The 25,882-nt window shown below is 68.2% G+C and carries 28 protein-coding genes, 1 tRNA gene and 1 other RNA gene; 24 read left to right on the plus strand and 6 right to left on the minus strand.

The window, feature by feature from the left end; genetic code table 11:
• Positions 1 to 3 precede the first annotated feature (3 nt).
• From AC5JOC_RS17605 to AC5JOC_RS17620, 4 genes are read left to right on the plus strand one after another with little or no spacing between them, the layout of a single operon-like run.
• Positions 4 to 198: a hypothetical protein gene (locus AC5JOC_RS17605; protein ID WP_426737000.1), complete on the plus strand. Its 195-nt coding sequence runs from the start codon at positions 4 to 6 to the stop codon at positions 196 to 198.
• Positions 182 to 607, plus strand: coding sequence for a TadE family protein (locus tag AC5JOC_RS17610; protein WP_494246930.1), 426 nt, complete (start codon positions 182 to 184; stop codon positions 605 to 607). The genes AC5JOC_RS17605 and AC5JOC_RS17610 overlap by 17 nt, the downstream gene beginning before the upstream one ends.
• Positions 582 to 1,070, plus strand: coding sequence for a TadE family protein (locus AC5JOC_RS17615; RefSeq protein WP_494246931.1), 489 nt, complete (start codon positions 582 to 584; stop codon positions 1,068 to 1,070). The genes AC5JOC_RS17610 and AC5JOC_RS17615 overlap by 26 nt, the downstream gene beginning before the upstream one ends.
• A gap of 53 nt (positions 1,071 to 1,123) precedes the next feature.
• On the plus strand, positions 1,124 to 1,528 hold the full coding sequence (locus AC5JOC_RS17620) for a hypothetical protein (protein ID WP_175116080.1): 405 nt from the start codon (positions 1,124 to 1,126) through the stop codon (positions 1,526 to 1,528).
• Positions 1,529 to 1,551: 23 nt separating this feature from the next.
• On the opposite strand, the gene AC5JOC_RS17625 is transcribed toward AC5JOC_RS17620, so the two are convergent.
• Positions 1,552 to 2,820 carry an MFS transporter gene (locus tag AC5JOC_RS17625; protein ID WP_137241922.1) on the minus strand — a complete coding sequence of 423 codons (1,269 nt, stop codon included), beginning with the start codon at positions 2,818 to 2,820 and terminating at the stop codon, positions 1,552 to 1,554.
• A gap of 46 nt (positions 2,821 to 2,866) precedes the next feature.
• Here AC5JOC_RS17625 and prfB point away from each other — a divergent pair, with 46 nt between their 5' ends.
• The 13 genes from prfB (at position 2,867) to AC5JOC_RS17690 (ending at position 14,091) form a co-directional block, all read left to right on the plus strand.
• On the plus strand, positions 2,867 to 3,976 hold the full coding sequence (gene prfB, locus AC5JOC_RS17630; RefSeq protein WP_079705593.1) for a peptide chain release factor 2: 1,110 nt from the start codon (positions 2,867 to 2,869) through the stop codon (positions 3,974 to 3,976).
• A 99-nt stretch (positions 3,977 to 4,075) separates the two neighbouring features.
• Positions 4,076 to 5,110: a cell division ATP-binding protein FtsE gene (ftsE, locus tag AC5JOC_RS17635; protein ID WP_494246932.1), complete on the plus strand. Its 1,035-nt coding sequence runs from the start codon at positions 4,076 to 4,078 to the stop codon at positions 5,108 to 5,110.
• The gene (locus AC5JOC_RS17640) at positions 5,055 to 5,387 is read left to right on the plus strand and encodes a hypothetical protein (protein ID WP_494246933.1); all 333 of its coding nucleotides are present in this window, start codon (positions 5,055 to 5,057) and stop codon (positions 5,385 to 5,387) included. Before ftsE ends, AC5JOC_RS17640 begins: the two co-directional genes overlap by 56 nt.
• Positions 5,384 to 6,298 (plus strand): permease-like cell division protein FtsX, encoded by a 915-nt coding sequence (gene ftsX, locus AC5JOC_RS17645; RefSeq protein WP_064296231.1) that lies wholly within the window; start codon positions 5,384 to 5,386, stop codon positions 6,296 to 6,298. The genes AC5JOC_RS17640 and ftsX overlap by 4 nt, the downstream gene beginning before the upstream one ends.
• A gap of 111 nt (positions 6,299 to 6,409) precedes the next feature.
• Complete coding sequence (gene smpB / locus AC5JOC_RS17650; protein ID WP_056007115.1) at positions 6,410 to 6,886, plus strand: SsrA-binding protein SmpB; 477 nt, start codon at positions 6,410 to 6,412, stop codon at positions 6,884 to 6,886.
• A gap of 137 nt (positions 6,887 to 7,023) precedes the next feature.
• Positions 7,024 to 7,392, plus strand: a transfer-messenger RNA (tmRNA) gene (ssrA, locus tag AC5JOC_RS17655).
• 137 nt (positions 7,393 to 7,529) lie between these two features.
• The gene (locus tag AC5JOC_RS17660; RefSeq protein ID WP_494246934.1) at positions 7,530 to 10,460 is read left to right on the plus strand and encodes a Na+/H+ antiporter subunit A; all 2,931 of its coding nucleotides are present in this window, start codon (positions 7,530 to 7,532) and stop codon (positions 10,458 to 10,460) included.
• Positions 10,457 to 10,936 (plus strand): NADH-quinone oxidoreductase subunit K, encoded by a 480-nt coding sequence (locus tag AC5JOC_RS17665; RefSeq protein ID WP_079705596.1) that lies wholly within the window; start codon positions 10,457 to 10,459, stop codon positions 10,934 to 10,936. Before AC5JOC_RS17660 ends, AC5JOC_RS17665 begins: the two co-directional genes overlap by 4 nt.
• Positions 10,933 to 12,501 (plus strand): Na+/H+ antiporter subunit D, encoded by a 1,569-nt coding sequence (locus AC5JOC_RS17670; RefSeq protein ID WP_079705597.1) that lies wholly within the window; start codon positions 10,933 to 10,935, stop codon positions 12,499 to 12,501. Before AC5JOC_RS17665 ends, AC5JOC_RS17670 begins: the two co-directional genes overlap by 4 nt.
• A complete protein-coding gene (locus AC5JOC_RS17675) occupies positions 12,501 to 13,070 on the plus strand; it encodes a Na+/H+ antiporter subunit E (protein WP_192018169.1) in 570 nt (189 codons plus the stop codon). Before AC5JOC_RS17670 ends, AC5JOC_RS17675 begins: the two co-directional genes overlap by 1 nt.
• Positions 13,070 to 13,333 carry an MrpF/PhaF family protein gene (locus AC5JOC_RS17680; RefSeq protein WP_064296237.1) on the plus strand — a complete coding sequence of 88 codons (264 nt, stop codon included), beginning with the start codon at positions 13,070 to 13,072 and terminating at the stop codon, positions 13,331 to 13,333. The genes AC5JOC_RS17675 and AC5JOC_RS17680 overlap by 1 nt, the downstream gene beginning before the upstream one ends.
• Positions 13,330 to 13,707 (plus strand): monovalent cation/H(+) antiporter subunit G, encoded by a 378-nt coding sequence (gene mnhG, locus AC5JOC_RS17685; RefSeq protein ID WP_085510575.1) that lies wholly within the window; start codon positions 13,330 to 13,332, stop codon positions 13,705 to 13,707. The genes AC5JOC_RS17680 and mnhG overlap by 4 nt, the downstream gene beginning before the upstream one ends.
• Positions 13,708 to 13,722: 15 nt before the next feature.
• On the plus strand, positions 13,723 to 14,091 hold the full coding sequence (locus AC5JOC_RS17690) for a DUF7882 family protein (RefSeq protein ID WP_124769053.1): 369 nt from the start codon (positions 13,723 to 13,725) through the stop codon (positions 14,089 to 14,091).
• Here the strand turns inward: AC5JOC_RS17690 and AC5JOC_RS17695 are convergent.
• Together AC5JOC_RS17695 and AC5JOC_RS17700 are read right to left on the minus strand one after the other, a co-directional pair.
• A complete protein-coding gene (locus tag AC5JOC_RS17695) occupies positions 14,088 to 15,071 on the minus strand; it encodes a DNA topoisomerase IB (RefSeq protein WP_079706267.1) in 984 nt (327 codons plus the stop codon). The two genes, AC5JOC_RS17690 and AC5JOC_RS17695, sit on opposite strands and share 4 nt — an antisense overlap.
• A 63-nt stretch (positions 15,072 to 15,134) precedes the next feature.
• Positions 15,135 to 15,938: an inositol monophosphatase family protein gene (locus AC5JOC_RS17700; protein ID WP_085510578.1), complete on the minus strand. Its 804-nt coding sequence runs from the start codon at positions 15,936 to 15,938 to the stop codon at positions 15,135 to 15,137.
• Positions 15,939 to 16,085: 147 nt separating this feature from the next.
• Here AC5JOC_RS17700 and AC5JOC_RS17705 point away from each other — a divergent pair.
• A tRNA-Lys gene (locus AC5JOC_RS17705) sits at positions 16,086 to 16,161 on the plus strand.
• 383 nt (positions 16,162 to 16,544) lie between these two features.
• On the opposite strand, the gene AC5JOC_RS17710 is transcribed toward AC5JOC_RS17705, so the two are convergent.
• From AC5JOC_RS17710 to AC5JOC_RS17720, 3 genes are all read right to left on the minus strand, one after another.
• Positions 16,545 to 17,114 carry a hypothetical protein gene (locus AC5JOC_RS17710; RefSeq protein WP_494246935.1) on the minus strand — a complete coding sequence of 190 codons (570 nt, stop codon included), beginning with the start codon at positions 17,112 to 17,114 and terminating at the stop codon, positions 16,545 to 16,547.
• Between the two features lie 148 nt (positions 17,115 to 17,262).
• Positions 17,263 to 17,451: a hypothetical protein gene (locus tag AC5JOC_RS17715; RefSeq protein WP_079705603.1), complete on the minus strand. Its 189-nt coding sequence runs from the start codon at positions 17,449 to 17,451 to the stop codon at positions 17,263 to 17,265.
• A gap of 4 nt (positions 17,452 to 17,455) precedes the next feature.
• Positions 17,456 to 18,289 carry a sugar phosphate isomerase/epimerase family protein gene (locus AC5JOC_RS17720; RefSeq protein ID WP_241160861.1) on the minus strand — a complete coding sequence of 278 codons (834 nt, stop codon included), beginning with the start codon at positions 18,287 to 18,289 and terminating at the stop codon, positions 17,456 to 17,458.
• A gap of 57 nt (positions 18,290 to 18,346) precedes the next feature.
• Between AC5JOC_RS17720 and otsA the strand changes: the two genes are divergently transcribed.
• From otsA to ilvC, 6 genes are read left to right on the plus strand one after another with little or no spacing between them, the layout of a single operon-like run.
• Entirely contained in the window at positions 18,347 to 19,930 is a 1,584-nt protein-coding gene (gene otsA, locus AC5JOC_RS17725) for an alpha,alpha-trehalose-phosphate synthase (UDP-forming) (protein ID WP_079705604.1), read from the plus strand.
• Positions 19,927 to 20,748 carry a trehalose-phosphatase gene (otsB, locus tag AC5JOC_RS17730; RefSeq protein ID WP_079705605.1) on the plus strand — a complete coding sequence of 274 codons (822 nt, stop codon included), beginning with the start codon at positions 19,927 to 19,929 and terminating at the stop codon, positions 20,746 to 20,748. The genes otsA and otsB overlap by 4 nt, the downstream gene beginning before the upstream one ends.
• A gap of 1 nt (position 20,749) precedes the next feature.
• The gene (gene ilvD, locus AC5JOC_RS17735; RefSeq protein ID WP_064296246.1) at positions 20,750 to 22,444 is read left to right on the plus strand and encodes a dihydroxy-acid dehydratase; all 1,695 of its coding nucleotides are present in this window, start codon (positions 20,750 to 20,752) and stop codon (positions 22,442 to 22,444) included.
• A 42-nt stretch (positions 22,445 to 22,486) separates the two neighbouring features.
• Positions 22,487 to 24,292: an acetolactate synthase large subunit gene (locus AC5JOC_RS17740; protein WP_085510581.1), complete on the plus strand. Its 1,806-nt coding sequence runs from the start codon at positions 22,487 to 22,489 to the stop codon at positions 24,290 to 24,292.
• A 2-nt stretch (positions 24,293 to 24,294) separates the two neighbouring features.
• Complete coding sequence (ilvN, locus tag AC5JOC_RS17745) at positions 24,295 to 24,804, plus strand: acetolactate synthase small subunit (RefSeq protein ID WP_064296248.1); 510 nt, start codon at positions 24,295 to 24,297, stop codon at positions 24,802 to 24,804.
• A 48-nt stretch (positions 24,805 to 24,852) separates the two neighbouring features.
• Positions 24,853 to 25,881: a ketol-acid reductoisomerase gene (gene ilvC, locus AC5JOC_RS17750; RefSeq protein ID WP_064296249.1), complete on the plus strand. Its 1,029-nt coding sequence runs from the start codon at positions 24,853 to 24,855 to the stop codon at positions 25,879 to 25,881.
• Position 25,882 lies beyond the last annotated feature (1 nt).

Genomic DNA, 25,882 nt, shown 5'->3' on the forward strand with positions numbered 1-25,882 from the left:
CACATGTCCTCCCCCTCCTTCCTCGACCGCACGCTCCACCGGAGTCGTTCCCTCCTCGCCGAGGAGCGCGGCGACGTCCCCGGCTGGGTCCTCATCACGCTCATGACGGCCGGGCTCGTCCTCCTCATCTGGGGTGTCGCCGGCCCGGCGCTCACGCAGGTGTTCGAACAGGCCATCGACCGTGTCTCCGGCATCTGAGCCCGAGATCGGCGGATGGCGGACGAGGCTCGTGCGCGGCGAGGACGGATCAGCCGTCGCCGAGTTCGTGTTCGTCGGAGCGATCCTCACCGTCCTGATGATGTCCGTGGTCCAGCTCGCGCTCGCCCTCCACGTCCGGAACACGCTCATCGACGCGGCGGCGGAGGGTGCCCGGTTCGGCGCGCTGGCCGACACCGAACTGCTCGACGGCGCCGACCGAGCACGCCAGCTCATCGCCGTCGCCGTGGGGGAGGGCTACACGGGTGACGTCGGCGCCACGCTGGCCGATCATCGCGGAGCAAGCGTCGTCACCGTGACCGTCCGCGCACCGCTTCCGGTCGTGGGCTTGATCGGACTGCCCGGCGTCTTGGAGGTGGAGGGTCATGCGGTCCTCGAGACACTCGAGTGATGAGCTGCGTCGCCGACCGACCGCGCTGGACGACGACGGATCGGCCTCCCTCGAGTTCATCACCGTCGGTCTGGTCCTCCTCGTGCCGATCGTCTATCTCATCGTCGCGCTCGCCGAGGTGCAGGCCGCGGTGCTCGCGGCCGGCGGGGCCGCGGCGCAGGCGGCGAAACTCTACGCGCGGGCCGACGACGACGCCACGGGTCGCGACCGCGTCGAGGACTCGCTCGCACTCGCGCTCGACGACTTCGGGCTCGACCGGTCCCAGTCGTCCGTCACGCTCGACTGCGCACCAGCCGGTCTCCCGTGCGGGCAGCGCGGCGGTGCCGTCACGGTCACCGTCGACATCCTCGTCGTCCTGCCGCTGATGCCCGAGATCGTCGGCGTCCAGGCCGCGGTCCCCGTGACCGGCGCGGCGACGGCACCGATCTCCCGGTTCGACGACCGGTTCAGCGAGGCGGAATGAGGGTGCCGGGCGGACGCCGACGTCCGGACGTCGGCGAGGAGGACGGGTCCACCATGCTCCTGACGATCGGATTCGCCGTCGTGGCGCTCGCCGTGGTCCTCGTCGGGAGCGCCGCCACATCCCTGTACGTGGAGCACAAGCGGCTCCTCGACCTCGCCGACCGACTGGCAGCGACCGCCGCGGAGTCCTTCTCCATCGACGACGTCACGATCCAGCCCGACGGGACCTTCCGACCCGTCCTCGATGACGACTCGGTCCGTTCGAGTGCACGCGACGACCTCATCACCGGCGGTGCGGGTGCGCTCACCGGCGTCGAGATCGTCGCGGCGCGGACCCCGGACGGCCGGAGCGCGGAGGTCTCGCTGGCGTCGGATTGGCGGCCACCGATGCTGACGCTGTTCGTCCCGCAGGGCCTCCGGATCGAGGCGACCGCGAGTGCGCGCAGTGTCTTCTGGTGAGGGCGGACGGAGCCTGCCGACGATCAGGGGAACGGGCGCGTGCCGCGATCGATGAAGCGGGGGATGAACCGGAAGAGGAGGAACGCGCCGATGAGCCCGACACCGCCGATGGTGCCGGCGGCGAGGGAGATCGACGCAGCCGCGGTGATCCCGGACATCGCCAGGGGAGCTGCGGCGGTGCCCGCGTCGCCCAGGAAGCGATAGGCGCCGAGGAACGGCGCGGGACGGTCCGGTGGCGCGAGGTCGGAGCCGAGGGTCATGAGGATGCCGCTACCGAGCCCGTTGGACAGTGCCAGCACGAGCGCGACGGCGATGAACCAGACCCGCGCCTCGTCGAGGTCGTGCGTGAAGGCCAGGACGATGAACCCGGAGCCCAGCCCGATCATCGAGGGGACGGCGGTCCAGATCCGCCCCCAGCGGTCCATCACCTGACCGCTGGCGTAGAAGAGGGCGAACTCCACCGCGCCGACGACGCCGATGATGAGCGCCGTGTCCGTCTCCGAGACGCCGATGCTCACGGCCCACAGGGGGAGCAGGACCGCCCGGCACGAGCGCAGGGCGCCGACGAGCGCGGCGGTCGTCCCCATCCGGGTGAGGACGGCGCCGTGCGCGCGGATCGAAGCGATGAGGCCGCTCGACTCCTCGGACGCGAGCTCTTCTCCCTCGGTCCGCTCCTCGCCGTCGGCGGTGCGCGTCGACGGCGGTCGCCCGAACATCTCCGCCGGGTCGGGGAGGACGAGCAGGGTGACCGCCGACCCGGCGCAGCAGATCACCATCACCCAGAACGCCGCCTGCGACGTCCCGGTGAGGTGGATGACGCCCGCCGCGAGGAACGGGCCGATGAACGTGCCGGCGCGGAAGACACCGCCGAGGGAGGAGAGCGCCCTCGCCCGGTACCGCATCGGCACGTACGTCGTCATGAACGCGTGCCGGGCCAGACCGAACACGGCGGTCGCGAGCCCGATGCAGAAGATGCCCACGGCGAGGACGAACGGATTGGGGGAGATGGCCGCCGTCGCGACCCCGACGACCGCGAGCAGCGCCGCCCACATCATCGCGAAGCGTTCGCCGATCCGACTGACGATCCACCCGGACGGGACGTCGCCGACGAGTTCGCCGAGCATGATGAGCGAGGAGATGACGCCGGCGACGGCGAGCGTCGCCCCCAGGTTCCCGGCGACGGCCGGGATGATCGGGATGATGGCGCCTTCACCGATCGAGAACAACAGTGTGGGGAGGAAGACCGAGACGGCCACGGAGCGCAGCTGGAACGGGCGTTCGTCGGAAGTCATCCCCTCGATCGTACGCCCGCGGCCCTGCGCGGTAGGCTGAAGCCAAATGTTTGACTTGGACCTCTCCACACAGATCAGTACCCTCCGCTCGACCTTCGACGACATCCGCACCGTCGTCGACGTCGACCGTCTCGAAGCCGAGATCGCGACGCTGAGCGAGCAGGCGGGTGCCCAGGATCTCTGGGACGACACGACGAACGCGCAGAAGGTGACGAGCGCCCTCAGCCACCGTCAGTCCGAGCTCGCCCGCATCACCAGCATCGCGAACCGGCTCGACGACCTCGAGGTGCTCATCGAACTCGCGACCGACGCCCAGGACGAGGAGTCGGCCGAAGAGGCCCGCCAGGAGCTCATCAGCCTGCAGAAGGTGCTCGGCGACCTCGAGGTGCAGACGCTGCTGAGCGGCGAGTACGACCCGCGCCCCGCCGTCGTCACCATCCGCGCCGGTGCCGGCGGTGTGGACGCCGCCGACTTCGCCGACATGCTGTTCCGCATGTACCTGCGGTGGGCCGAGCAGCACAAGTACCCGGTCACCGTCATGGACACGAGCTACGCGGAGGAGGCCGGCATCAAGTCGGCCACCTTCGAGGTCGACGCACCGTACGCCTTCGGCACGTTGAGCGTCGAGGCGGGCACGCACCGCCTGGTGCGCATGAGCCCCTTCGGTGCCGCCGGCAAGCGTCAGACGAGCTTCGCCGCCGTCGAGGTCATCCCGCTCATGGAGGAGACGGAGATCGTCGAGATCCCCGAGTCGGACATCCGTGTCGACGTCTTCCGGTCCAGCGGCCCTGGTGGACAGTCGGTCAACACGACCGACTCCGCCGTTCGCATCACCCACCTGCCGACCGGCACGGTCGTCTCGATGCAGAACGAGAAGAGCCAGATCCAGAACCGCGCCGCGGCCATGCGCGTGCTCCAGTCGCGACTCCTCCTCATCCAGAAGGAGCAGGAGGCCGCGACGAAGAAGGAGCTGGCCGGCACCATCACGGCGAGCTGGGGCGACCAGATGCGCTCCTACGTGCTCGCGCCGTACCAGATGGTCAAGGACCTGCGGACGGAGCACGAGCAGGGGAACCCCGCAGCGGTGTTCGACGGCGATCTCGACGGGTTCATCGCGGCGGGCATCCGCTGGCGGTCGATGTCGAAGCCGGAGTAGCGCACCGCGGCATAGTGTTCGCCCAGCCCTCGTACAGGGTACGGATCGCGGGCGTGTCCTGCCCGTAATCGGCAGGTCGCTCCTTAAGCTCAAGGAGCCATGATTCGGTTTGATCACATCTCCAAGAAGTATCCGGGAACCTCGCGTCCCGCGCTCAACGACGTCGATTTCGAGATCCTCCGGGGAGAGTTCATCTTCCTCGTCGGTGCCTCGGGGTCGGGGAAGTCGAGCTGCCTCCGCCTGATGCTCAAGGAGGACAAGCCGAGCAAGGGCAAGATCCATGTGCTCGGCCACGACCTCGGTTCCATCTCGAACCGCAAGGTGCCGTACTTCCGGCGCAGCCTCGGGGTCGTGTTCCAGGACTTCCGACTGCTGCCGAGCAAGACGGTCTACCAGAACGTCGCCTTCACCCTCCAGGTGATCGGCAAGTCGCGCGGCTTCGTCCAGGAGGCCGTCCCCGACGTCCTCAAGATGGTCGGACTCGACGGCAAGGCGCAGCGCCTGCCGCACGAGCTGTCCGGTGGTGAGCAGCAGCGCGTCGCCATCGCCCGCGCGATCGTCAACAAGCCGCAGATCCTGCTCGCCGACGAACCGACCGGTAACCTCGACCCCGCCACCAGCGCCGGCATCATGCAGTTGCTGGAGCGCATCAACGCCGGTGGGACGACGGTCGTCATGGCCACGCACGAGGCCGGCTTCGTCGACCAGATGCAGCGTCGGGTGATCGAGCTGCAGGACGGCCAGATCGTCCGTGACGAACGCCACGGTGGATACGGCACGACCGCGGCCATCCCGGGTCTCGTCAGAGGATCCTCCAAGGCTGCCGCCCCGTCGGCACAGACAGCTCCCGCAACGGCCTCGACCCCGGTCGCACCCGCCGTCGAGACCTCCTCGGTTCCGGTGACGACCACGACCTCGTCCGTCGCTGCCAGCTCCGAGCCCACGACGAGTGCCGTGGCCGCAGCCGCGGTCGCCGCCACCGCGGCCACGCCGACCGCTCCAGCCGACACCGACCGCGCCTGCCGCGGTCTCGCGCGAGACCACGCCGCGGGCCGACACCGACGAGGTCGTCACCCGGGTGTCCGGCTCGACGCCGATCCAGGAACCGGCCGCAGCACCCGTCGCCGAGCCTGAGACGCCGGCGACGCGAGCCGAGGAATCGACACCGGAAGCGCCCGAGGCCGAGCCGACGACGCCGGAAGCGGAGCCCGCCGTGCCACCGGCGGCTGCGGTCCCGGAGGTCGCGCCTCCGCAACGCCTGAGCAACGCCACGGGCCCCATCGGGCTCCCGGCACGCAACGAGATCGACCCGATCGAGGTCGAACACCTGTCGCTCGCCGAGCGACTCGGCCTGCGTGCCGCGGCGCGCGGCACTGAAGACGGAGAGCAGAACGTGGGGCCGACCAAGTGAGACTCGCACTGATCTGGTCCGAGGTCTGGAACGGCCTGCGTCGCAACGTCTCGATGGTCGTCTCCGTCGTGCTCGTGACGTTCATCTCGCTCACCTTCGTCGGTACGGCCGTCCTGCTGCAGATGCAGATCGGCCAGATGAAGAACTACTGGTACGACCGCGCACAGGTCGCGATCTACCTCTGCACCGCCGACAGCGCGGGCGACACCTGCGCCGCCGGCGCCGCGACCGAGGAGCAGCGCGCCGCCGTCCAGAGCGCCCTGGAGTCGTCGACCCTCGCGCCCTTCGTGGACAAGTTCTACTTCGAGGACCAGGCGCAGGCGTTCACGAACTTCCAAGAGCAGTTCAAGGGCAACGACATCGCACAGTTCGTCACGGCGGACCAGCTGCCCGAGACCTTCTGGGTGAACATGAAGGACGCCTCGCAGTCCGACGTGCTCGTCGAGGCGTTCTCCGGCGTCGCGGGCGTGGAGCAGGTGACGGATCAACGCCAGTACCTCGACCAGATCTTCTCGGTCCTGAACATCGCCAGTTACACGGCGATCGGGATCGCAGCACTCATGCTGGTCGCCGCAGCCCTGCTGATCGCGACGACCATCCGATTGTCGGCGTACTCGAGACGCCGGGAACTCGGCATCATGCGATTGGTCGGTGCATCGAACCGGTTCATCCAGACACCGTTCATCCTCGAGGGTGTGTTCGCCGCGCTCATCGGCTCCATCCTCGCGGCCGGGGCGGTGATCACCATCGTCCAGGTGTTCGTCCAGGGATACCTGGCGGACCGCATGCGGTACGTCAACTTCGTCGATCTCGGTGACGCCTTCGTGGTCCTCCCGATCCTGCTGCTCGTCGGCGTGCTGTTGGCGGCGATCTCGGCCAACTTCGCGATCTCGCGGTACCTCAAGGTCTAGCGGGGAGGCAGTGCGGCCACCGCACCGCTCGCTCTGCGTTAGACTGACAGGCTGCCGCGATCGCGGCCGGTCCGTTCCGATGGATCCGAACCAGAACGTCAGGAGTACACCGTGCCGAGGGAACGGGGCGAGAACGTCGTGGCCACGAACCGCAAGGCCCGCCACGACTACACGATCGAGGACACCTACGAGGCCGGCATGGTCTTGACGGGTACCGAGGTGAAGTCGCTGCGAGCCGGGCGGGCGTCGCTCGTCGACGGGTACGCCTTCATCGACCGCCGTGAGGCGTGGCTCGACGCGGTGCACATCCCCGAGTACGGCCAGGGCACGTGGACGAACCACCCGCCGCGGCGCAAGCGCAAGCTGCTGCTGCACCGCGAGCAGATCGACAAGATCGCCCACAAGATCGCCCCCGGTGGTTTCACCCTCGTGCCGTTGAAGATCTACTTCAAGGACGGCAAGGCCAAGGTGGAGATCGCCGTGGCGAAGGGCAAGAAGGAATACGACAAGCGGCATGCCCTGCGCGAGAAGCAGGACACCCGTGAGGCCGCGCGTGCGATGGCCACCAGGAACCGGCTCGGCGAATAGGTGACAGGCGCCACCTCGGCGCGGTACACTTGAAAGCTGCACCGCAAGGTGCTCGTCCACCGCTCGCGGTGGATTGACAACTCGACAGCGTGTGACAACGACCCTCTTCGCCTCGTACTCCGAGGCGCTGAGTCCATGGGGATGATCGGTTTCGACATTGCCTGCGAAACTGCGAGAAGCGGGTCGAGGATGCAGGGTTATCTCGTTAACGATCTCTGCAAAACAACAAGTGCCAACTCTAAGCGCACTGACTTCGCCCTCGCTGCTTAAGCGAGCCCGATAGTCCGTCAGACCGAGCGTGTCCCCGTCTCGGATCCTGGCGTCATCTAGGGGACTTGCTGGATGACGGAGCCGCGACGTCATCCGGGACTTTTCTTCGGCTGGGCCCGTCGACCAAGATGCCCTTGTCAATGGTCGGGGCCGAGTAGAACGTGTTAAGGGATACGCCCGTAGAAGGCGCAGAATCACAGCAGTGGACGGGGGTTCAATTCCCCCCATCTCCACTCCGGACGTTGTCACACGCTGCCGAGTCGACGACAGGCCCCCGCTTCGGCGGGGGCCTGTCGTCGTTCCTGGGGTCGGAGGGGTACCGACGGGCTGCTAACCTGGGAGTCCAGAGGCCGCCACCACCCGGGAGACCTGCATGGCGACAATCCTGCTTGTTTTTGCTGCGATCGCCGTCGCCACGCCCACACTCACTCGAGTGCTGTCGACGAAGGTCTTCTACGTCATCGCGTGTATGCCCGCGGCGGCATTCGTCTGGACGCTCTTCCAAACCGGCACGGTCACGGCCGGCGGCACGGTCGTCGAGACGATCGAGTGGATCCCGCAACTGAGCATCGCGCTCTCGTTCCGGATGGACACGCTCGCCTGGCTGCTGTCCCTCGTGGTCACCGGCGTCGGTGCTCTCGTATTGCTCTACTGCGGCCGCTACTTCTCCTCGACCGAGCCCGGCCTCGGTCGCTTCGCCGCGCTCCTCTTCGCCTTCGCCGGCACGATGTTCGGTCTCGTGACCGCCGACGACATCATCGTCATGTTCATGTTCTGGGAGATCACGAGTGTGCTCTCCTACCTGCTCATCGGGCACTACACCGATCGCAAGGAGAGTCGCGGTGCCGCGCTCCAGGCGCTCCTGGTGACGACCTTCGGCGGGCTCGTCATGCTCGTGGGCGTCATCATGATCTCCGTGCAGGCGCAGAGCACCTCGCTCGCCTCGATCGTCGAGCAGGGTCTGACCGGCCCCGCGACCACCGTCGCCATCCTCCTCATCCTCGTCGGCGCGATCTCGAAGTCGGCGCTCGTGCCGTTCCACTTCTGGCTGCCGGCCGCGATGGCCGCACCGACGCCCGTGAGCGCATACCTGCACGCTGCGGCGATGGTGAAGGCCGGGATCTACCTCGTCGCGAGACTCGCTCCCGGTTACGCCGACACCCCGGGTTGGGACGCGATGCTCGTCGGCCTGGGTGTCCTCACCATGGTCGCCGGTGCCTGGCGGTCGCTGCGTCAGTACGACCTCAAGCTGGTCCTGGCCTACGGGACGGTGAGCCAACTCGGATTCCTCATGGTCATCTCGGGGTACGGCACCCGTGATTCGGCCCTGGCCGCCGTCGCGCTCCTGCTCGCCCACGCCATCTACAAGGCGGCACTCTTCCTCGTCGTCGGCATCATCGACCACCGCGCTGGGACGCGTGACTGGAGGCACCTCTCCGGTCTCGGGCGTCAGACGCCGGTGCTCGCCGTCATCGCGGCGATCGCGGTCGCGTCGATGGCCGGCATCCCACCGCTCTTCGGGTTCGTCGCGAAGGAGGCCGTCTTCACCTCGCTGCTGGAGGGCGCGCTCGAGGGTGACGTGTGGGGTTGGGTCGCGATCATCGGGACCGCCGTCGGGTCCGTGTTGACCGTCGCGTACAGCGCCCGGTTCCTCTGGGGCGCCTTCGGAGACCGGCGCGGCGCCGCGCCGACCGAACTGCATGCCGAATCCGGAACGATCATGATCGCGCCGGGCATCCTCGCCGTCGCGACCATCGCTCTCGGCTTCGCGACGAAGCCCATCGATACGGTGCTCGCGCCCTACGCGGACTCCGTGGGGGAGGGCGACTACCACCTCGCGCTCTGGCACGGCCTCGAGCCGGCGCTCGGCATCTCGGCCGTCGTCGTGCTGCTCGGTCTGCTGCTCTTCCGCTGGAGGCTCCCGGTCGCGCGTCTGCAGGACCGCCTGCCACCCCTCATCGACTCCTCGAAGGGGTACTGGGCGGCGACCCAGGGCATCGACCGGCTCTCCGCGAAGGTCACCCTGTTCGCCCAGCGCGGCGGGCTCGTCCAGTACCTGTCCACCATCCTCGTGGTCTTCGTCCTGACCCTCGGCACGATCGCCCTCCTCGGGCGCGCCTGGCCGAGTGAGATCCGGCTGTGGGACTACCCCGCCCAGGTGGCCATCGCCTTCATCATGGCGACCGCGGCGATCGCGGCCGCCCGGGCGAAGCAGCGCATGGCCGCCGTGCTGCTCGTCGGCGTCACCGGGTTCGGGCTCGTCGCGCTGTTCGCCCTGCACGGCGCTCCCGACCTCGCGCTGACCCAGGCCCTCGTCGAGACGATCACGATCGTGGTGTTCGTCCTCGTGCTCCGCCGACTCCCGGCCAAGATCGCCCAGCGCAACGCCCCGGTCCACCGCGTCCGTCGGGTCGTCATCGGCACGCTGACCGGCCTGGTCATGGGGCTCATCGGGATCATCGCCCTCGGCGCCCGACAGGCCGAGAGCATCGCGACCGAGCTGCCCAGGCTCGCCGTCGAGGAGGGCCACGGCAAGAACATCGTCAACGTCATGCTCGTCGACATCCGGGCCTGGGACACCATGGGCGAGATCTCCGTGCTCGTCGTGGTGGCCACCGGCATCGCGAGCCTGCTCTTCGTCTCACAGCGGGGCGCCGAGGTCCCGCGCCTCAGCGGTGCGCGGCGTCGACGGATCCCGGGCCTCCGATCCCAGGTCGTGTCGGACCCCCACCTCGCGGACAGCGAGATGGAAGCACCTCGCGACGCGGTGGGGCGGCACTCATGGCTCATCGGTGGCCGGGCGATCGCCGAGGCGAACCGTTCGATCCTCCTCGAAGTCCTCGTGCGGCTCCTCTTCCACCCGGCGATCGTCGTCTCCGTGTTCCTGCTCTTCGTCGGCCACAACGAGCCGGGCGGTGGCTTCGCCGGCGGTCTGCTCGCCGGCCTCGCGCTTGTGATGCGGTATCTCGCCGGCGGACGCTACGAGCTCGGCGAAGCCGTGCCGATCGATGCGGGCAAGGTGCTCGGCGTCGGACTGCTGCTCGCGGTGGGGACGGCCGTCGGTTCCCTGTTCTTCGGCGGTGAGGCGCTCCAGTCCGCGTACTTCTCGGCCGACGTCCCGATCCTCGGACACCTCTCGTTCGGCACGTCCAGCATCTTCGACATCGGCGTCTACCTCGTCGTCGTCGGACTGGCGCTCGACATCCTGCGCAGCCTCGGGGCCGAAGTCGACCGTCAACAGGAGGAAGCCGACATCGACGAGCAGAGTACGGACGAGTTCTCGGCGAGTGAGGCCGAGCAATGAGCGCCTCACTGACCCTCGTCGTCCTGATGGCCGTCATGTACGGCACCGGGGTGTACGTCATGCTCGAGCGGAGCCTCACCAGGTTCCTCATCGGGTTCGTGCTCGTCGGCAACGCGACGAACCTCCTCATCCTGATCATGAGCGGCCCGAGCGGCACCGCACCGCTCGTCACGGGCACCGCCTCCGACGACCGCATGGTCGATCCGGTGCCGCAGGTGCTCATGCTCACGGCCATCGTCATCAACTTCGGTGTGACCGCCTTCATCCTGGCGCTCATCTACCGGACCTGGTGGTTGGCACAGCTCGGCGACGAGGGTGACACCCTCAGCGATGAGCACGCCGACGACACCGAGGCGGCGACGGAGGCGGTCTTCAACCAGGTCGACCTGGACGACGAGGCCATCCAACGGGTCCTCGACGAGAGCAACGAGCACGGCGACGACAGTCACACGACCAGGAAGGGGGCAGGCGAATGAACGCACTCGTCCCGCTCGTGGTCATGATCCCGCTGATCGGCTCGGCGATCGCGCTCATGTTCCGCAACCGCCGCAAGACGCAGGTGGCGATCAGCGTCGTCGCGCTCACCGCGGTGACCGTGATCAGCGCGATCCTGCTCGCGGCAGTCGACCAGAGCGGCACGATCGTCGTGGAGCTGGGCGGCTGGTCCCCGCCGTGGGGCATCGTGCTCGTCGTCGACCGGCTGTCGGCGATCATGCTGCTCGTCGCGGCCCTGATGCTGCTGGGCGTCCTCATCTTCGCCATCGGTCAGGGCATCGTCGACGGCGACCGCGAGACGCCGGTGTCGATCTTCCACCCGACCTACCTGGTCCTGGCGGCCGGGCTGTTCGACGCCTTCGTCGCGGGCGACCTCTTCAACATGTACGTCGGCTTCGAGATGCTCCTCGCCTCCAGCTACGTGCTCCTCACCCTGGGCGGCACCGGAGCGCGGATCCGCGCCGGCGTCACCTACATCGTCATCAGCCTCATGTCGTCGCTGCTCTTCGTCGCCGCGATCGCCCTCATCTACGGCGCGACGGGCACGGTGACGATCGCCCTCGTGGCAGACCGCGTGCGCGACCTGCCGATGGAGGTGCAGGCGATCCTCTGCGCCGCACTGCTGCTCGGGTTCGCGGTGAAGGCGGCGGTGTTCCCGCTGTCGTTCTGGCTGCCCGACTCCTACCCGACCGCGCCGGCGCCGGTCACGGCGGTGTTCGCGGGCCTGCTGACGAAGGTCGGTGTGTACGCGATCATCCGGACCGACACGCTCATCTTCAAGGACGTGCCGCTGGCGACACCGTTGATGGTCATCGCCTTCCTGACCCTGCTCATCGGCATCTTCGGCGCGGTCGCCCAGGCCGACATCAAACGACTGTTGTCGTTCACTCTGGTGAGCCATATCGGCTACATGATCTTCGGCATCGCCGTCGGCGGGGTCGCCGGGACCGCCGCGACGATCTACTACATCGTCCACCACATCGTCGTCCAGACCACGCTGTTCCTCACCACCGGTCTCGTCGAGCGGATCGGCGGGACGACCTCCATCTCCCGCCTCGGCGGGATCCTGAAGGCCTCGCCGATCGTCGGCGTGCTGTTCTTCATCGGAGCGATGAACCTCGGCGGCATCCCGCCGTTCTCGGGCTTCCTCGGCAAGATCGGGCTGTTCCAGGCGGGTGTCGCCCTGGGCGACCCGCTGTCGTACATCCTCATCGCCGCCGGAGCCGCGACCTCGCTCCTGACCCTGTACGCCCTGGCGCGCGTGTGGAACATGGGCTTCTGGCGTGGGAAGGACGAGGTCGCCGGATACTCCTCGCCGTTGCTCGACCAGCTCGCGGAGAGCCCCGAGGACTCGGGATCGGTCGACACCAAGACCATCTCGCGCCCGATGATCGGTGCCACGACCGGCATGGTCGCGTTGACCCTCGCCCTGACGGTCTTCGCGGGGCCGCTCTTCGGACTGGCCACGCGGGCCGCTGAGAACATCGAGGACCCGGACAACTACATCACCGCGGTCTTCCCCGACGGAACGGAGCACCTGAAGTAATGCAACCGTCACGTCGTCGCGCACTGTTCAGCCAGGCCCTCCTCCTGGCCGGACTCATCCTGCTCTGGTGTCTCCTCTGGGGGATGTTCGACCTGCTCACCCTCGTGACCGGCCTCGGGGTCGCGTTGCTGGTGTCGTTCCTGTTCTACCTGCCGGCCGTCGAGCTGAGCGGCCGCATCAACCTCTGGCGGACCGCGATCTTCCTGGGCAAGCTCCTCGTCGACATCGTGCGGGCGAGTGCGGAGATCGCGTGGCTCGTCCTCAAGCCGAGGTTCCGTTCCAGTAACGCGGTGATCGCGGTCCGTCTGCGGACGACCTCCGACCTCATCATGAGCTGGACGGCGGAGGCGGTCTCGATCGTCCCCGGCTCGATCGTGGTCGACCTCGACCGCACGGCGTCGACGCTCTACCTGCACGCGTTGAACGTGCATGACGACGCCGACATCGACGAGGTCATCGCCGAAGTCCTCGGAACGGAGCGACGGCTCATCCTCGCGATCGGTTCGCGCGCCGAGGCCGACGCCCTCCGCCACGACCATGACCACGTCTCGATCGGAAGGGGGCAGTGATGCTCGTCGTGATCATCATCGTCTCCGTGCTGTTCGGTGCCGCGGCCCTCGCAGCGGTCTACCGGATCATCCGCGGGCCGAGCCTCCTCGACCGCGTGATCGCCTCCGACGTGCTCGTCGCCACCGTCATGTGCGCGATCGGGGCCGAGATGGCGATCAACCGTCACACGGACGGCCTGCCGGTCCTCCTGGCGCTCGCGATGTTCGCGATCGTCGGCTCGGTCAGCGTCGCGCGCTTCATGTCGAAGCAGGACGACGCATGACCGGCGAGCTGATCCGCGACATCGTCACCGGTGCCCTCGTGCTCGTCGGGGCGATCATGTGCTTCGCCGCCGGCGTCGGCCTCCTGCGCTTCCCCGACGTGTTGTCCCGCCTGCACGCGGCGACCAAGCCGCAGATCCTCGGGCTCATCGCGATCATGGCGGACGTCGCCGTCTCGAGCCCGACGGTCGGGACGATCACGATCGCGATCGCGATCATCGTGTTCCAGAGCCTCACCGCGCCGATCTCCGCGCACATGGTCGCCCGGGCGGCGTACCGGAGCGGCAACTTCGACGCGGCCGTCCTCGTCCGCGACGAGCTCGCGGGACGCGAAGAACTCGGCGAGGAACGACATCCCGGCCACACGCCCGAATAGCGGCACAATGTCCCCATGGGAATGCTCATCTACGGGTCCGGCGACGAGTACGAGATCGAAGACCGCGCGCTCGCGCACCTGAAGGCCGTCATCGGGGCGAAGCTGCGCCGACAGGAGAGTTTCTTCCTCAGCTGGGCGAACGATCCCGAACACGGTTCGGGACGACGGTCGCTCTGGTTGTCCCCGAGCATCCCGCTGCAGTTCCGCTTCTTCGGGAGCCGCCCGCCGGAACTCAACCGCGCGTGGCTCGAGGTCCTCTCGGATTCATCGCACACCCCGCGAGGGCTACAGCTCATCCCGGAGTCCGAGGTCGAGGGGCACCTCGCGGGGAACGGGGCGTCGCGCGACGCGGGCACCGAGTCCCACGACCAGGACCACGGCTAGGACGATTCGTCCGTCCCCACGAGCAGGACACGGAGCGCCGTCTCCGGTGAGCCGCGACCGTCCGGAGGGATCGTCTCGCCGTGCGTATAGCGATCGACGACCCGCGGGTCGACGTAGCTGGACTTCGCGATCGCCGGGGTGTTGCCGAGGACCGCTGCGGCGTCGCGCATGGCCTGTGCGATGACCTTCGAGCGTGCCGTCTTACTCTGCACGGGTCCGGCCTTCGCCAGGCTCTCCGCGGCCGCGACGGTGCCGTGCAGCGTCCGGAAGTCCTTCGCGGTGAACTCGCCGTTCGTCTGCGCCCGGACGTAGTCGTTGATCTGGCTCGCCTGGAGGTGGCGCCACCGGTTCCCGTCCTTCCAGGCCAGGAGGCGGGCGTGCGGTCCACGGCGCTTCAAGGAGCGGATGAGCGAGGCCAGGTCGGCGTCGACGATGTCGGACTCCCAGGGCTGTCCGCTCTTCGCCGGGAACTTCAGCGCGACGGTGTCGCCGCTCACACGAGCGTGCGCTCCCTCGAGGGTCGACAGGCCGTGACTGCCGTTGGCCTCCGCATACTGCTCGCCGCCCACGCGCAGGGAGCCGGTGTCGAGCATGCGGAACGCGCCGGCTGACACCCGTGCCAGCGGGTATCCCTCGAGCCGGAGGTCCCGGGTGACCCGACCTCGCGCGGCAGGGAGCGCCTCTGCGAGGGCCAGGGCGCGGTCGAACTTGCTCCGGTCCTGACGCTCGCGCCAGGACGGGTGGTAGAGGTACTGCCGTCGCCCGGCTGCATCGATCCCCGTCGCCTGGATGTGCCCGTTCGCGTAGGGGGTGATCCAGACGTCGTTCCACGCCGGAGGGACCACCAGGCCGTCGATCCGTGCCCGGATCTCCTGATCGTCGAGGAGCGAACCGTCCGGCATTCGATAACTGAAACCGCGCCCGGATCGAACCCGTCGGATGCCCTGTCCGTTCACGTCGCTGCGCCTCAGTCGTACCATCCGCCCAGGCTACGACGCGGTCGGATCCCGCTCGGCGGGCTTGCGCCGTGCCGTGCGCTCGTGTCAGCCGACGGGTGGCAGCTCGGCGAGGAAGGCGTCGTGCAGGCGCCCGTTCGTCGCGAGGGAGCTCCGCGTGGAGATGGTCTCGATGCCGTCGATGTCCGTGAAGCGGCCGCCGGCCTCGAGGACGATCGGCACGTGGGCGCCCAGGTCGTACTCCTGCACGCCGAATTCGGCCACGGCGTCGATCGAGCCCTCGGCGAGCAGCATGTAGGGCCACATGTCACCGATGGCCCGATCGCGCCACAGGGAGCCGCACAGGGCCAGCAGCTGGGGGATCCGCCCGACCGAGGCCCACTGCGCGATGCTCTGGAAGCTGAAGGACGCGTCGGCGAGGTCGGAGACCCCCGAGACGGACAGCCGGCGTGGGGTGGTCTCGCCGAACCGGACGCCCCACGCGCCGTGTCCGATGGCACCCCACCAGCGGGCGTGCATGGCGGGTGCGCTCACGACGCCGACGACAGGCACGCCGTCGACGGCGAGGGAGATGAGCGTCGCCCAGTTCGAGACGCCGCGGAGGAAGTTCGCCGTCCCGTCGATCGGGTCGATGATCCACTGCCGATCCGTCGGGCCCTGCGCGCCGTACTCCTCGCCGAACACGCCGTCGTCCGGGCGCTCGGTCTCGAGGATGCCGCGGATGGCGCGTTCGACGGCGAGGTCGGCGTCGGTGACGTGCGAGCGGTCCGGCTTGGTGGAGACTTCGAGGTCGCGAGCCTCGAAGCGGTCCATCGCGATGCGGTCGGCCGCGTCGGCGAGCCGGAGCGCGAGATCGAGGTCGGCGGGGGAGACGGTCACGGGTTCGGTCACCTCTCCAGGATAGGGTCGCGCGGGCCTGATCGAACGACGCTCGAGGGGCCGGCGACGTGCCTCCGCGACACGCCGACCGGCTCGATTTCGCACCCGGGCCAGTTGGGTGCTAGTGTCATATCTCGGTTCGGAACACTCCGAAACCACGCACCTCTAGCTCAATTGGCAGAGCAACTGACTCTTAATCAGTGGGTTCCCGGTTCAAGTCCGGGGGGGTGCACCACACCAGCAACGGCCTCGTCTTCGGACGGGGCCGTTCTGCGTTTCGGCTCGACTCGCGTTCGGGCTTACGGCCCGACGAAACGCTCCGGTGACGTTTCGCGACAGCTCCCGTCCGATTCGCGTCATCGGAACCGAGTAGAGCGCGGGCATGAGACCCTGGAAGGGTCGGCAGCATGGCGGGATCGGGTCCTGCCCTTGCCGACGAAAGCCTCCGCGTGGTCACCCCACCGTGCGGAGCAGAGCGACGGTCGGGCATTCGTGCCCACCAGCGCCGTGACGCCTCATCGATTCGGGTTCGATGAGGCGTCATGCCCGCTCAACGGCCCGGTACGACGAAACGGCCGCCCACCGGAGTGGACGGCCGTTCTCGACGTGCGTGGCCGGTCAGGCGACCGAGCTGCGGCGCGCCGGCACCGGGTTGACGAGGCTCGCGTCGATGAACTCGGGTTCGGCCCAGACGGTGATGGGGTAGTGCTGCGGCTCGAGGAGGGTTCGCTCGACGAGCGTCGGCTCAGTGTCGTCAGCCGCGGCATCGGGGTGGTCGTCATCGGTCTGCGCCTCGGACGGCGCGTCGATCGTCTCGGTGATGGCGGCAGGTTCCTCGACGACGGCCGGCTCGATGACCTCGACGGTCTCGACCTCGTCGGCGACATCGACCGCGGCTTCTTCCTGGCCACGAGACCACAACCGCCATCCGCGCGCCGGAGCGGCCTCGGCACGGACCGTCACCGCAGCCTGCTCGAGGTCGATGTCCGTCGCGATGTCGTGGGCGAGCTGCTGGGCGTAGACCTCGTGGAAGATCTCATCGCCGGAGCTCGGGGTGCGGCGCGACAGCACCCAGGCACCGTTGGCACCGAGCTCGCTCGCCAGTCGAGCGTGGACGAGGTCGAACAGCTGCTTCTCGGTCAGCTTCGATGCGGAGACTGGTGCTGCGTGGCGTCGGCGACCGAACATGGCGGGCCCTTCATCGAAAGCGGATCATCCGTGAGGCTGGACTGCCCTCATTGTCGATCACGAGGCGCGGAACGACGCGGAGACACGCGGGTGAGCGCCCCAATTCTCGGGTTCTCCGGGCGGTCGTGGTAGCGCGGGCGGCGCGACCTCAGCGGCCGATCTCAGCCTGCTTGCTGTCGTCGAGCACCGAGCTGATCGCGAGGGCGAGCGAGATGCCCCAGCTCACCCAGAGGAGGGCGAGCTTCCAGTCCCGCGGTCCCTGTCGGGTCGCCTGGAGGGCGGAGATCCCGCCGAAGACCGTGGAGATCATGCTGCCGTTGAAGAGGAATTTGCGCATGACTTCACGCTAGCCGGTAGGGGAGGCCCCCCGCATCCGGGCTTTCCTTCGGGTTCTCGCCTGTGCTAGCGAATGCACGCTTCGCGAAGGCCAGTGAGGCGCGCAGCTGGCTGAGGCGGAGCGCGTCGCCGCCGGTCGCGGGCAGGTGCACCTCCGCGACGATGCTTCCCGACCAGTCCGCCGCGCGCAGCAGCTCGAGGACCTCGGCGACCGGCTGCTCACCGTCGCCCGGGAGGAGGTGCTCGTCGAGGAAGGCACCCCGCGGCGACGGTGCGGTCCCGTCGCACAGGTGCACGTGGCGGAGGCGGCCGCCGTAGCGGGTCGCGATCTCGAGCGAGTCCTCACCCGCGAGGGCCGCATGGGAGAAGTCGAGCGTCAGGGCGGCGCAGGCGAGCGGGGCCGGGTCGTAGCCGAAGGCGAACGGCTGCACCCGGAGCCCGCGGCTCTGGAAGCACGCCATGTTCTCGACGGCCAGCTCGAGTCCGTGCGTCTCGCTCAGCTCGGCGACGAGGTCGACGAAGGCGTGCGCGTAGCGCCGCTGCCAGCGGAACGGCGGGTGGACGACGACGGTCGACGCGCCGACGGCGGCGGCGAGCTCGGCCGAGCGGCGGAGCTTCTCCCGATGGTCGCGGCCCCAGACGAACGCGGTCCGGGTCAGGACCGGCGCGTGGATCGAGAGGATGTCGAGCCCGGTCTCGGCGGCGAGGGCGCGGAGGGCGTCGGCGTCCTGCGTGACGCGGTCCTGGGTCACCATGACCTCGACGCCGTCGTAGCCGGCTTCGGCGGCCAACTCGAACGCGCGCCGGGTTCCCAGCGGGTAGACGCAGGAGGTGCTCATGCCATGGCGGATCATCAGCGCAAGCATATGCTCGCCGTCTGAACACGCGGTTTCGCCATGCGGAACGCTGCTAGCCTGAACAGCGAACCCGAGTACCCCGGGAGGGCCATCATCACCAGATATTCCGCGCCTGACGGCGGATCAGCGTCGACCTTCGACTTCATCGTGGTATCCAACCGGCTGCCGGTCGACCGCGTCGTCGATGCAGACGGCGCCGAGAGCTGGCGGACCTCACCCGGTGGACTCGTGACCGCCCTCGAACCCGTCATGCGCGGTGCCGACGGCGCCTGGATCGGATGGGCCGGCTCCGCCGACCTCGAGATCGAGCCGTTCGACAACGACGACATGTGGATCATCCCGGTCCCGCTGTCCGAGGACGAGATCGCCCGCTACTACGAGGGCTTCTCGAACGACACCATCTGGCCGCTCTACCACGACGTCATCGCTCCGCCGAGCTACCACCGCGAGTGGTGGGACTCCTACGTCGCCGTGAACCGACGGTTCGCGGAGGCGGCCGCAGCGGCCGCGTCCGACGGCGGGACCGTCTGGGTGCAGGACTACCAGCTGCAGCTCGTGCCGAAGATGCTGCGTGAGCTGCGACCCGATCTCACGATCGGCTTCTTCAACCACATCCCGTTCCCGGCCTACGGCATCTACTCGCAGCTCCCATGGCGACGCCAGATCATCGAGGGACTGCTCGGCGCCGACGTCATCGGCTTCCAGCGCGTCGCGGACGCGGGCAACTTCTCCCGGGCGGTCCGCCGCCTGTTCGGGTACGAGACGAAGGGGGCCGCGATCCAGGTCCCGCTCGATGCGGCACTCGTGTCGGTCACGACGGACGCGGCACCGGTCGCCTCGAAGCGTGGCGCCCCGTACCGCACGGTGATCGCCCGGCACTTCCCGATCTCGATCGACAGCAAGGGGTACCAGGCCCTCGCGCAGCGCCCCGACATCATCGCCCGTGCCAAGCAGATCCGCGAGGAGCTCGGCAACCCGGAGACGATCATGCTCGGCGTCGACCGCCTCGACTACACGAAGGGCATCGGGCACCGACTCAAGGCCTTCGGAGAGCTCCTCGCACAGGGCAAGCTCGCGGTCGAGGACGTCACGCTCGTCCAGGTCGCCAGCCCCAGCCGCGAACGCGTCGAGACGTACCGTCAGCTCCGCGACGACATCGAGCAGACGGTCGGCCGGATCAACGGCGACTTCGGCACCATCGGCCACACCGCGATCCAGTACCTGCACCACGGGTACCCCCGCGAGGAGATGGCTGCCCTCTACCTCGCCGCCGACGTCATGCTCGTCACAGCCCTGCGCGACGGCATGAACCTCGTCGCGAAGGAGTACGTCGCCGCTCGCTACGACAACGACGGCGTCCTCGTGCTGAGCGAGTTCGCCGGCGCGTCCGACGAGCTGAAGCAGGCCCTCAAGATCAACCCGCACGACATCGAGGGGATGAAGTCGGCGATCCTCCAGGCCGTGCACATGACGAAGGCCGAGCGTGGTCGTCGCATGCGGGCGCTGCGCAAGCGCGTCATGGAGTACGACGTCGCGCGGTGGTCGGCGTCCTTCCTCGACGAGTTGCAGCGTGTGCGTGACCAGTCACCGACCATCGAGCAGGGGAGCACCACCCAGTCATGAGCACCACCGACGAGCCCACCGACACCCTCGGGGGGCTTCCCCTCGGACTGCGTGCGGAACTCCGCCGCCTGGCCGACGTCCCGAAGCTCCTGGTGGCCCTGGACTTCGACGGCACGCTGGCCCCCGAGGTCGACGACCCGGACCAGGCGCGGGCGCTGCCCGCGGCCCGCAAGGCAGTGTTGGCGCTGATGGACCTGCCCGGGACGCGCGTCGCACTCGTGTCCGGGCGCGCGATCGACAGTCTCGTGGCGGTGGCCGAGCTGCCCGACCACGCCCTGTTCGCCGGCTCGCACGGCGTCGAGATCCGTCTCGACAACCCCGACGACGCCCTCGCCCTCGACGACGAGGAACGCGAACAGCGGGAGACCCTCCAACGGATCCTCCAGGACGTCGCGGAGGGTTACGATAATGTCTGGATCGAGCGGAAGCCGGCAGGGTTCGCCCTGCACACGAGGCTCGCCAGTGAAGAAGACTCCAGGATCGCCCACCTCGAAGCACTCGCCCACACCAAGGACGAGTTCGGCGCCCTGACGGTTCGAGAGGGCAAGAACGTCCTCGAGTTCTCGCTCAGGAGCGCGACCAAGGGCGAAGCCGTCGAACACCTCCGGCGGTACACCAAAGCAGATGCCGTGTTCTACGCGGGCGACGACGTCACGGACGAGGACGCGTTCGGCGCACTCGGCCCCGGCGACCTCGGGGTGAAGAGCGGCACCGGCGTGACCGCCGCCGACTTCAGGGTCGAAGGACCCTCCGAGATCGCGCGCGTCCTCGGCATGCTCGCGGAATATCGAAGCAACAAGGAAGCCGTAGACTCTTAAAATGCCAGAGATCGACATCAAACCACGCAGTCGTGCCGTCACCGACGGGATCGAGGCGACCACTTCGCGCGGCATGCTCCGCGCCGTCGGCATGGGCGACGAGGACTGGGACAAGCCCCAGATCGGCATCGCGAGCTCGTGGAACGAGATCACGCCCTGCAACCTCTCGCTCGACCGCCTCGCGCAGGGGGCCAAGGAGGGCGTGCACTCGGGTGGGGGATACCCGCTGCAGTTCGGCACCATCTCCGTCTCCGACGGCATCTCGATGGGCCACGAGGGCATGCACTTCTCGCTCGTCTCGCGCGAGGTCATCGCCGACAGCGTCGAGACCGTGGTCATGGCCGAGCGCCTCGACGGCACGGTCCTGCTCGCCGGCTGCGACAAGTCGCTGCCGGGCATGCTCATGGCCGCCGCGCGGCTCGACCTCTCCTCGGTCTTCCTCTACGCCGGATCGATCGCGCCGGGTTGGGTCAAGCTCTCCGACGGCACCGAGAAGGAGGTCACGATCATCGACTCCTTCGAGGCGGTCGGGGCCTGCAAGGCCGGCAACATGAGTGAAGAGGACCTGAAGCGCATCGAGTGCGCCATCGCCCCGGGCGAGGGCGCCTGCGGCGGGATGTACACGGCCAACACGATGGCGTCGGTCGCCGAGGCGCTCGGCATGAGCCTCCCGGGTTCGGCATCGCCGCCCTCGGCCGACCGCCGTCGCGACTACTTCGCGCACCGCTCGGGCGAGGCCGTGGTCAACATGCTCCGACTCGGCATCACCGCGCGCGACATCCTGACGAAGGAGGCGTTCGAGAACGCCATCGCCGTCGCGATGGCATTCGGCGGATCGACGAACGTGGTCCTGCACCTGCTCGCGATCGCCCGCGAGGCCGAGGTCGACCTCACGCTCGACGACTTCAACCGCATCGGCGACAAGGTGCCGCACATCGGCGACCTGAAGCCGTTCGGCCAGTACGTCATGAACGACGTCGACCGTCACGGCGGCGTCCCCGTCGTCATGAAGGCGCTGCTCGACGCCGGTCTGCTGCACGGCGACTGCCTCACGGTCACCGGCAAGACGGTCGCCGAGAACCTCGCCGACATCAACCCCGACCCGATCGACGGCACGGTCATCCGCACGCTCGACAACCCGATCCACGCGACCGGCGGCATCACGATCCTCAAGGGGTCGTTCGCGCCCGAGGGCGCCGTCGTGAAGACGGCCGGATTCGACGCCGAGGTCTTCGAAGGACCCGCGCGGGTCTTCGAACGTGAACGCGGAGCCATGGACGCGCTCACCGAGGGCAAGATCAACAAGGGCGACGTCGTCATCATCCGCTACGAGGGCCCGAAGGGTGGGCCGGGGATGCGCGAGATGCTCGCGATCACGGCCGCCATCAAGGGCGCCGGACTCGGCAAGGATGTACTACTGTTGACGGACGGTCGATTCTCAGGCGGCACAACCGGACTGTGCATCGGCCACATAGCACCCGAAGCGGTGGACGCAGGTCCAATCGCCTTCGTGCGCGATGGTGATCTGATACGGGTCGATATCGCTGGCCGCTCGCTCGACCTACTCGTCGACGAAGCAGAGCTGGAAGCCCGCCGCGACGGCTGGGCGCCTCTTCCCCCGCGCTATACCCGTGGCGTTCTCGCAAAGTACTCTCGTCTCGTGCACTCCGCAGCGGAGGGCGCGATCACGGGATAACCGAGCATCTCGTTCGTGCATCTCATCGCTGAAGGAATCATCATGCCCACGGAATCCCAACCCGTGCCTCATCCCAGAACACCTGCGGCCCCGGCCGCACCGGAGATCCTGACGGGAGCCCAGGCGATCGTCCGATCGCTCGAGCTCCTCGGGGTCACCGACATCTTCGGTCTGCCCGGCGGAGCGATCCTGCCGACCTACGACCCGCTGATGGACTCGACGAAGCTCCGTCACATCCTGGTCCGACACGAGCAGGGCGCCGGCCACGCGGCCGAAGGATACGCCGCCGCCGGTGGCGGGATCGGCGTGTGCATCGCGACGTCCGGCCCCGGCGCGACGAACCTCGTCACCGCCATCGCCGACGCCTACATGGACTCGGTGCCGATGGTCGCGATCACCGGTCAGGTGTTCTCGACCCTCATGGGCACGGACGCGTTCCAGGAGGCGGACATCGTCGGCATCACCATGCCGATCACGAAGCACTCCTTCCTCGTCAAGACCCCGGAGGAGGTCCCGGCGGCCATCGCCGCGGCCTACGAGATCGCGGGTACCGGCCGTCCCGGACCGGTGCTGGTCGACATCACGAAGGACGCCCAGCAGGCCGAGGCGCCGTTCATCTGGCCGCCGAAGGTCGACCTGCCCGGCTACCGCCCGGTGACGAAGGCGCACGGCAAGCAGATCCAGGCCGCTGCGCAGCTGCTCGTCAACGCCAAGAAGCCGGTGCTGTACGTCGGCGGCGGCGTGATCCGCTCCAAGGCCTCCGAGGAACTGCTCGCGCTGGCCGAGGCGACCGGGGCTCCGGTCGTGACGACGCTCATGGCTCGCGGGGCGTTCCCCGACTCGCACACGCAGCACCTCGGCATGCCCGGCATGCACGGCACCGTCCCGGCAGTGCTCGCGCTGCAGGAGGCCGACCTGCTCGTGTCGCTCGGTGCCCGATTCGACGACCGCGTGACCGGCAAGGCCTCGCTCTTCGCGCCGAACGCGAAGGTCGTCCACGTGGACGTCGACCCGGCCGAGATCTCGAAGATCCGCATCGCGGACGTGCCCATCGTGGGCGACGCGAAGGACGTCATCGTCGACCTCCAGTCGGCGTTCGAGGCAGCCGCCCGCGAGGTCACCCCCGACATCGCCGAGTGGTGGTCCTACCTCGACGGTCTCCGCGAGGAGTTCCCGCTGGGCTACGCCGAGCCGACCGACGGTCTGCTCTCGCCACAGCACGTGATCTCCCGCATCGGCGAGATCACCGGTCCGGAGGGCGTCTTCGCGTCGGGCGTCGGCCAGCACCAGATGTGGGCGGCGCAGTTCATCAAGTACGAGCGTCCGAACTCCTGGCTGAACTCCGGCGGTGCCGGGACCATGGGCTACTCGGTCCCCGCGGCCATGGGCGCCAAGGTGGCCCAGCCCGATCGCCACGTGTGGGCGATCGACGGCGACGGCTGCTTCCAGATGACCAACCAGGAACTCGCGACCTGCACGATCAACAACATCCCGATCAAGGTCGCGATCATCAACAACTCCTCGCTGGGCATGGTCCGCCAGTGGCAGACGCTCTTCTACGACGGTCGGTACTCGAACACCGACCTGAACACCGGGCACGACACCATCCGGATCCCCGACTTCGTCAAGCTGGCCGAGGCCTACGGTTGCCTCGCGATCCGCGTGACGAAGGAGGAGGAGGTCGACGCCGCCATCAAGCTCGCCCTGGAGACGAACGACCGTCCGGTCGTCATCGACTTCGTCGTGAGTGCCGACGCGATGGTGTGGCCGATGGTGCCGCAGGGTGTCAGCAACAGCTACGTCCAGTACGCCAAGGACCACAGTCCGTCGTTCGATGAGGAGGCCTGAGCATGAGCAGCCACGTCCTGAGCCTCCTCGTCGAGGACAAGCCCGGTCTGCTGACCCGCGTCGCCGGGTTGTTCGCCCGCCGGGGCTTCAACATCGAGAGCCTCGCGGTCGGCCACAGCGAGATCGAGGGTCTGTCCCGGATCACGGTCGTCGTCGACGTCGAGGAGCTTCCGCTCGAGCAGGTGACGAAGCAGCTGAACAAGCTCATCAACGTCATCAAGATCGTCGAGCTGGATCCGGCGCAGTCCGTCCAGCGCGAGCACCTGCTCATCAAGGTCCGCGTCGACAACTCCACCCGTTCCCAGGTGTTGGAGGCCGTCAACCTGTTCCGGGCCCGCGTCGTCGACGTGGCGACCGACGCCCTCGTGATCGAGGTCACGGGCGACTCCGGGAAGACGACCGCGCTCCTCAAGGTGCTCGAGCCCTACGGCATCAAGGAGATCGCCCAATCGGGTCTCCTCGCCATCGGGCGCGGCTCGAAGTCCATCACCGAACGCGTCTTCAAGAACTAGTCGCATCTGCGGCATATTGCGAAACCACAACCAAGGAGAGAACCACCAGTGACTGAGATTTTCTACGACCAGGACGCAGACCTGTCGCTCATCCAGGGCAAGAAGGTTGCCGTTATCGGCTACGGCTCGCAGGGCCACGCACACGCGCTCAACCTCCGCGACTCCGGTGTCGAGGTCGTCGTCGGCCTGAAGGACGGCTCGAAGTCGATCGCCAAGGCCGAGGAGCAGGGCTTCACCGTCAAGAACGTCGCCGACGCCTCCGCATGGGCCGACGTCATCGTCATCCTCGCTCCGGACCAGCACCAGCGCACGATCTTCGCCGAGTCCATCAAGGACCAGCTCGCTCCGGGCAAGGCGCTCGTCTTCGGCCACGGCTTCAACATCCGCTTCGGCTACATCGAGGCTCCTGAGGGCGTCGACATCTTCATGGTCGCCCCGAAGGGCCCGGGCCACACCGTTCGTCGCGAGTACGAGGCCGGCCGCGGCGTCCCCGTCATCGTCGCCGTCGAGAAGGACGAGACCGGTGGCGCCTGGGCGCTCGCCTGGTCCTACGCCAAGGCGATCGGTGGCCTCCGTGCCGGTGGCATCAAGACCACCTTCACCGAGGAGACCGAGACCGACCTCTTCGGCGAGCAGGCCGTCCTGTGCGGTGGCGTCTCGCAGCTGATCCAGTACGGCTTCGAGACCCTGACCGAGGCCGGGTACCAGCCGCAGATCGCCTACTTCGAGGTGCTCCACGAGCTGAAGCTCATCGTCGACCTCATCTGGGAGGGTGGCATCGCCAAGCAGCGTTGGAGCGTCTCCGACACGGCTGAGTACGGCGACTACGTCTCCGGCCCGCGCGTCATCGACCCGAGCGTCAAGACCAACATGCAGGCGGTCCTCAAGGACATCCAGGACGGCACCTTCGCCAAGCGCTTCATCGACGACCAGGACGCCGGCGCGCCCGAGTTCCTCGAGCTGCGCAAGAAGGGCGAGGACCACCCGATCGAGGCCACCGGTCGCGAGCTGCGCAAGCTCTTCGCGTGGAACGCCTCGAACGACGACGACTACGTCGACGGCAGCGTCGCCCGCTAGT

The sequence above is a fragment of the Plantibacter sp. genome, from assembly GCF_059073635.1.

Excerpts from the sequence above, each read along its gene's own strand:
- AC5JOC_RS17710 (WP_494246935.1), bottom strand. The coding sequence starts at position 17,114 with ATGTTCGGTCGCCGACGCCACGCAGCACCAGTCTCCGCATCGAAGCTG.
- AC5JOC_RS17605 (WP_426737000.1), top strand. The coding sequence starts at position 4 with ATGTCCTCCCCCTCCTTCCTCGACCGCACGCTCCACCGGAGTCGTTCC.
- ilvD (WP_064296246.1), top strand. The coding sequence starts at position 20,750 with ATGCCAGAGATCGACATCAAACCACGCAGTCGTGCCGTCACCGACGGG.
- ftsE (WP_494246932.1), top strand. The coding sequence starts at position 4,076 with ATGATTCGGTTTGATCACATCTCCAAGAAGTATCCGGGAACCTCGCGT.
- AC5JOC_RS17715 (WP_079705603.1), bottom strand. The coding sequence starts at position 17,451 with ATGCGCAAATTCCTCTTCAACGGCAGCATGATCTCCACGGTCTTCGGC.
- prfB (WP_079705593.1), top strand. The coding sequence starts at position 2,867 with ATGTTTGACTTGGACCTCTCCACACAGATCAGTACCCTCCGCTCGACC.
- AC5JOC_RS17690 (WP_124769053.1), top strand. The coding sequence starts at position 13,723 with ATGGGAATGCTCATCTACGGGTCCGGCGACGAGTACGAGATCGAAGAC.
- AC5JOC_RS17620 (WP_175116080.1), top strand. The coding sequence starts at position 1,124 with ATGCTCCTGACGATCGGATTCGCCGTCGTGGCGCTCGCCGTGGTCCTC.
- AC5JOC_RS17720 (WP_241160861.1), bottom strand. The coding sequence starts at position 18,289 with ATGAGCACCTCCTGCGTCTACCCGCTGGGAACCCGGCGCGCGTTCGAG.
- AC5JOC_RS17670 (WP_079705597.1), top strand. The coding sequence starts at position 10,933 with ATGAACGCACTCGTCCCGCTCGTGGTCATGATCCCGCTGATCGGCTCG.
- AC5JOC_RS17740 (WP_085510581.1), top strand. The coding sequence starts at position 22,487 with ATGCCCACGGAATCCCAACCCGTGCCTCATCCCAGAACACCTGCGGCC.
- otsA (WP_079705604.1), top strand. The coding sequence starts at position 18,347 with ATGCGGAACGCTGCTAGCCTGAACAGCGAACCCGAGTACCCCGGGAGG.
- otsB (WP_079705605.1), top strand. The coding sequence starts at position 19,927 with ATGAGCACCACCGACGAGCCCACCGACACCCTCGGGGGGCTTCCCCTC.
- AC5JOC_RS17665 (WP_079705596.1), top strand. The coding sequence starts at position 10,457 with ATGAGCGCCTCACTGACCCTCGTCGTCCTGATGGCCGTCATGTACGGC.
- AC5JOC_RS17660 (WP_494246934.1), top strand. The coding sequence starts at position 7,530 with ATGGCGACAATCCTGCTTGTTTTTGCTGCGATCGCCGTCGCCACGCCC.
- AC5JOC_RS17680 (WP_064296237.1), top strand. The coding sequence starts at position 13,070 with ATGCTCGTCGTGATCATCATCGTCTCCGTGCTGTTCGGTGCCGCGGCC.
- AC5JOC_RS17615 (WP_494246931.1), top strand. The coding sequence starts at position 582 with ATGCGGTCCTCGAGACACTCGAGTGATGAGCTGCGTCGCCGACCGACC.
- AC5JOC_RS17675 (WP_192018169.1), top strand. The coding sequence starts at position 12,501 with ATGCAACCGTCACGTCGTCGCGCACTGTTCAGCCAGGCCCTCCTCCTG.
- AC5JOC_RS17625 (WP_137241922.1), bottom strand. The coding sequence starts at position 2,820 with ATGACTTCCGACGAACGCCCGTTCCAGCTGCGCTCCGTGGCCGTCTCG.
- ilvN (WP_064296248.1), top strand. The coding sequence starts at position 24,295 with ATGAGCAGCCACGTCCTGAGCCTCCTCGTCGAGGACAAGCCCGGTCTG.
- mnhG (WP_085510575.1), top strand. The coding sequence starts at position 13,330 with ATGACCGGCGAGCTGATCCGCGACATCGTCACCGGTGCCCTCGTGCTC.
- AC5JOC_RS17695 (WP_079706267.1), bottom strand. The coding sequence starts at position 15,071 with ATGGTACGACTGAGGCGCAGCGACGTGAACGGACAGGGCATCCGACGG.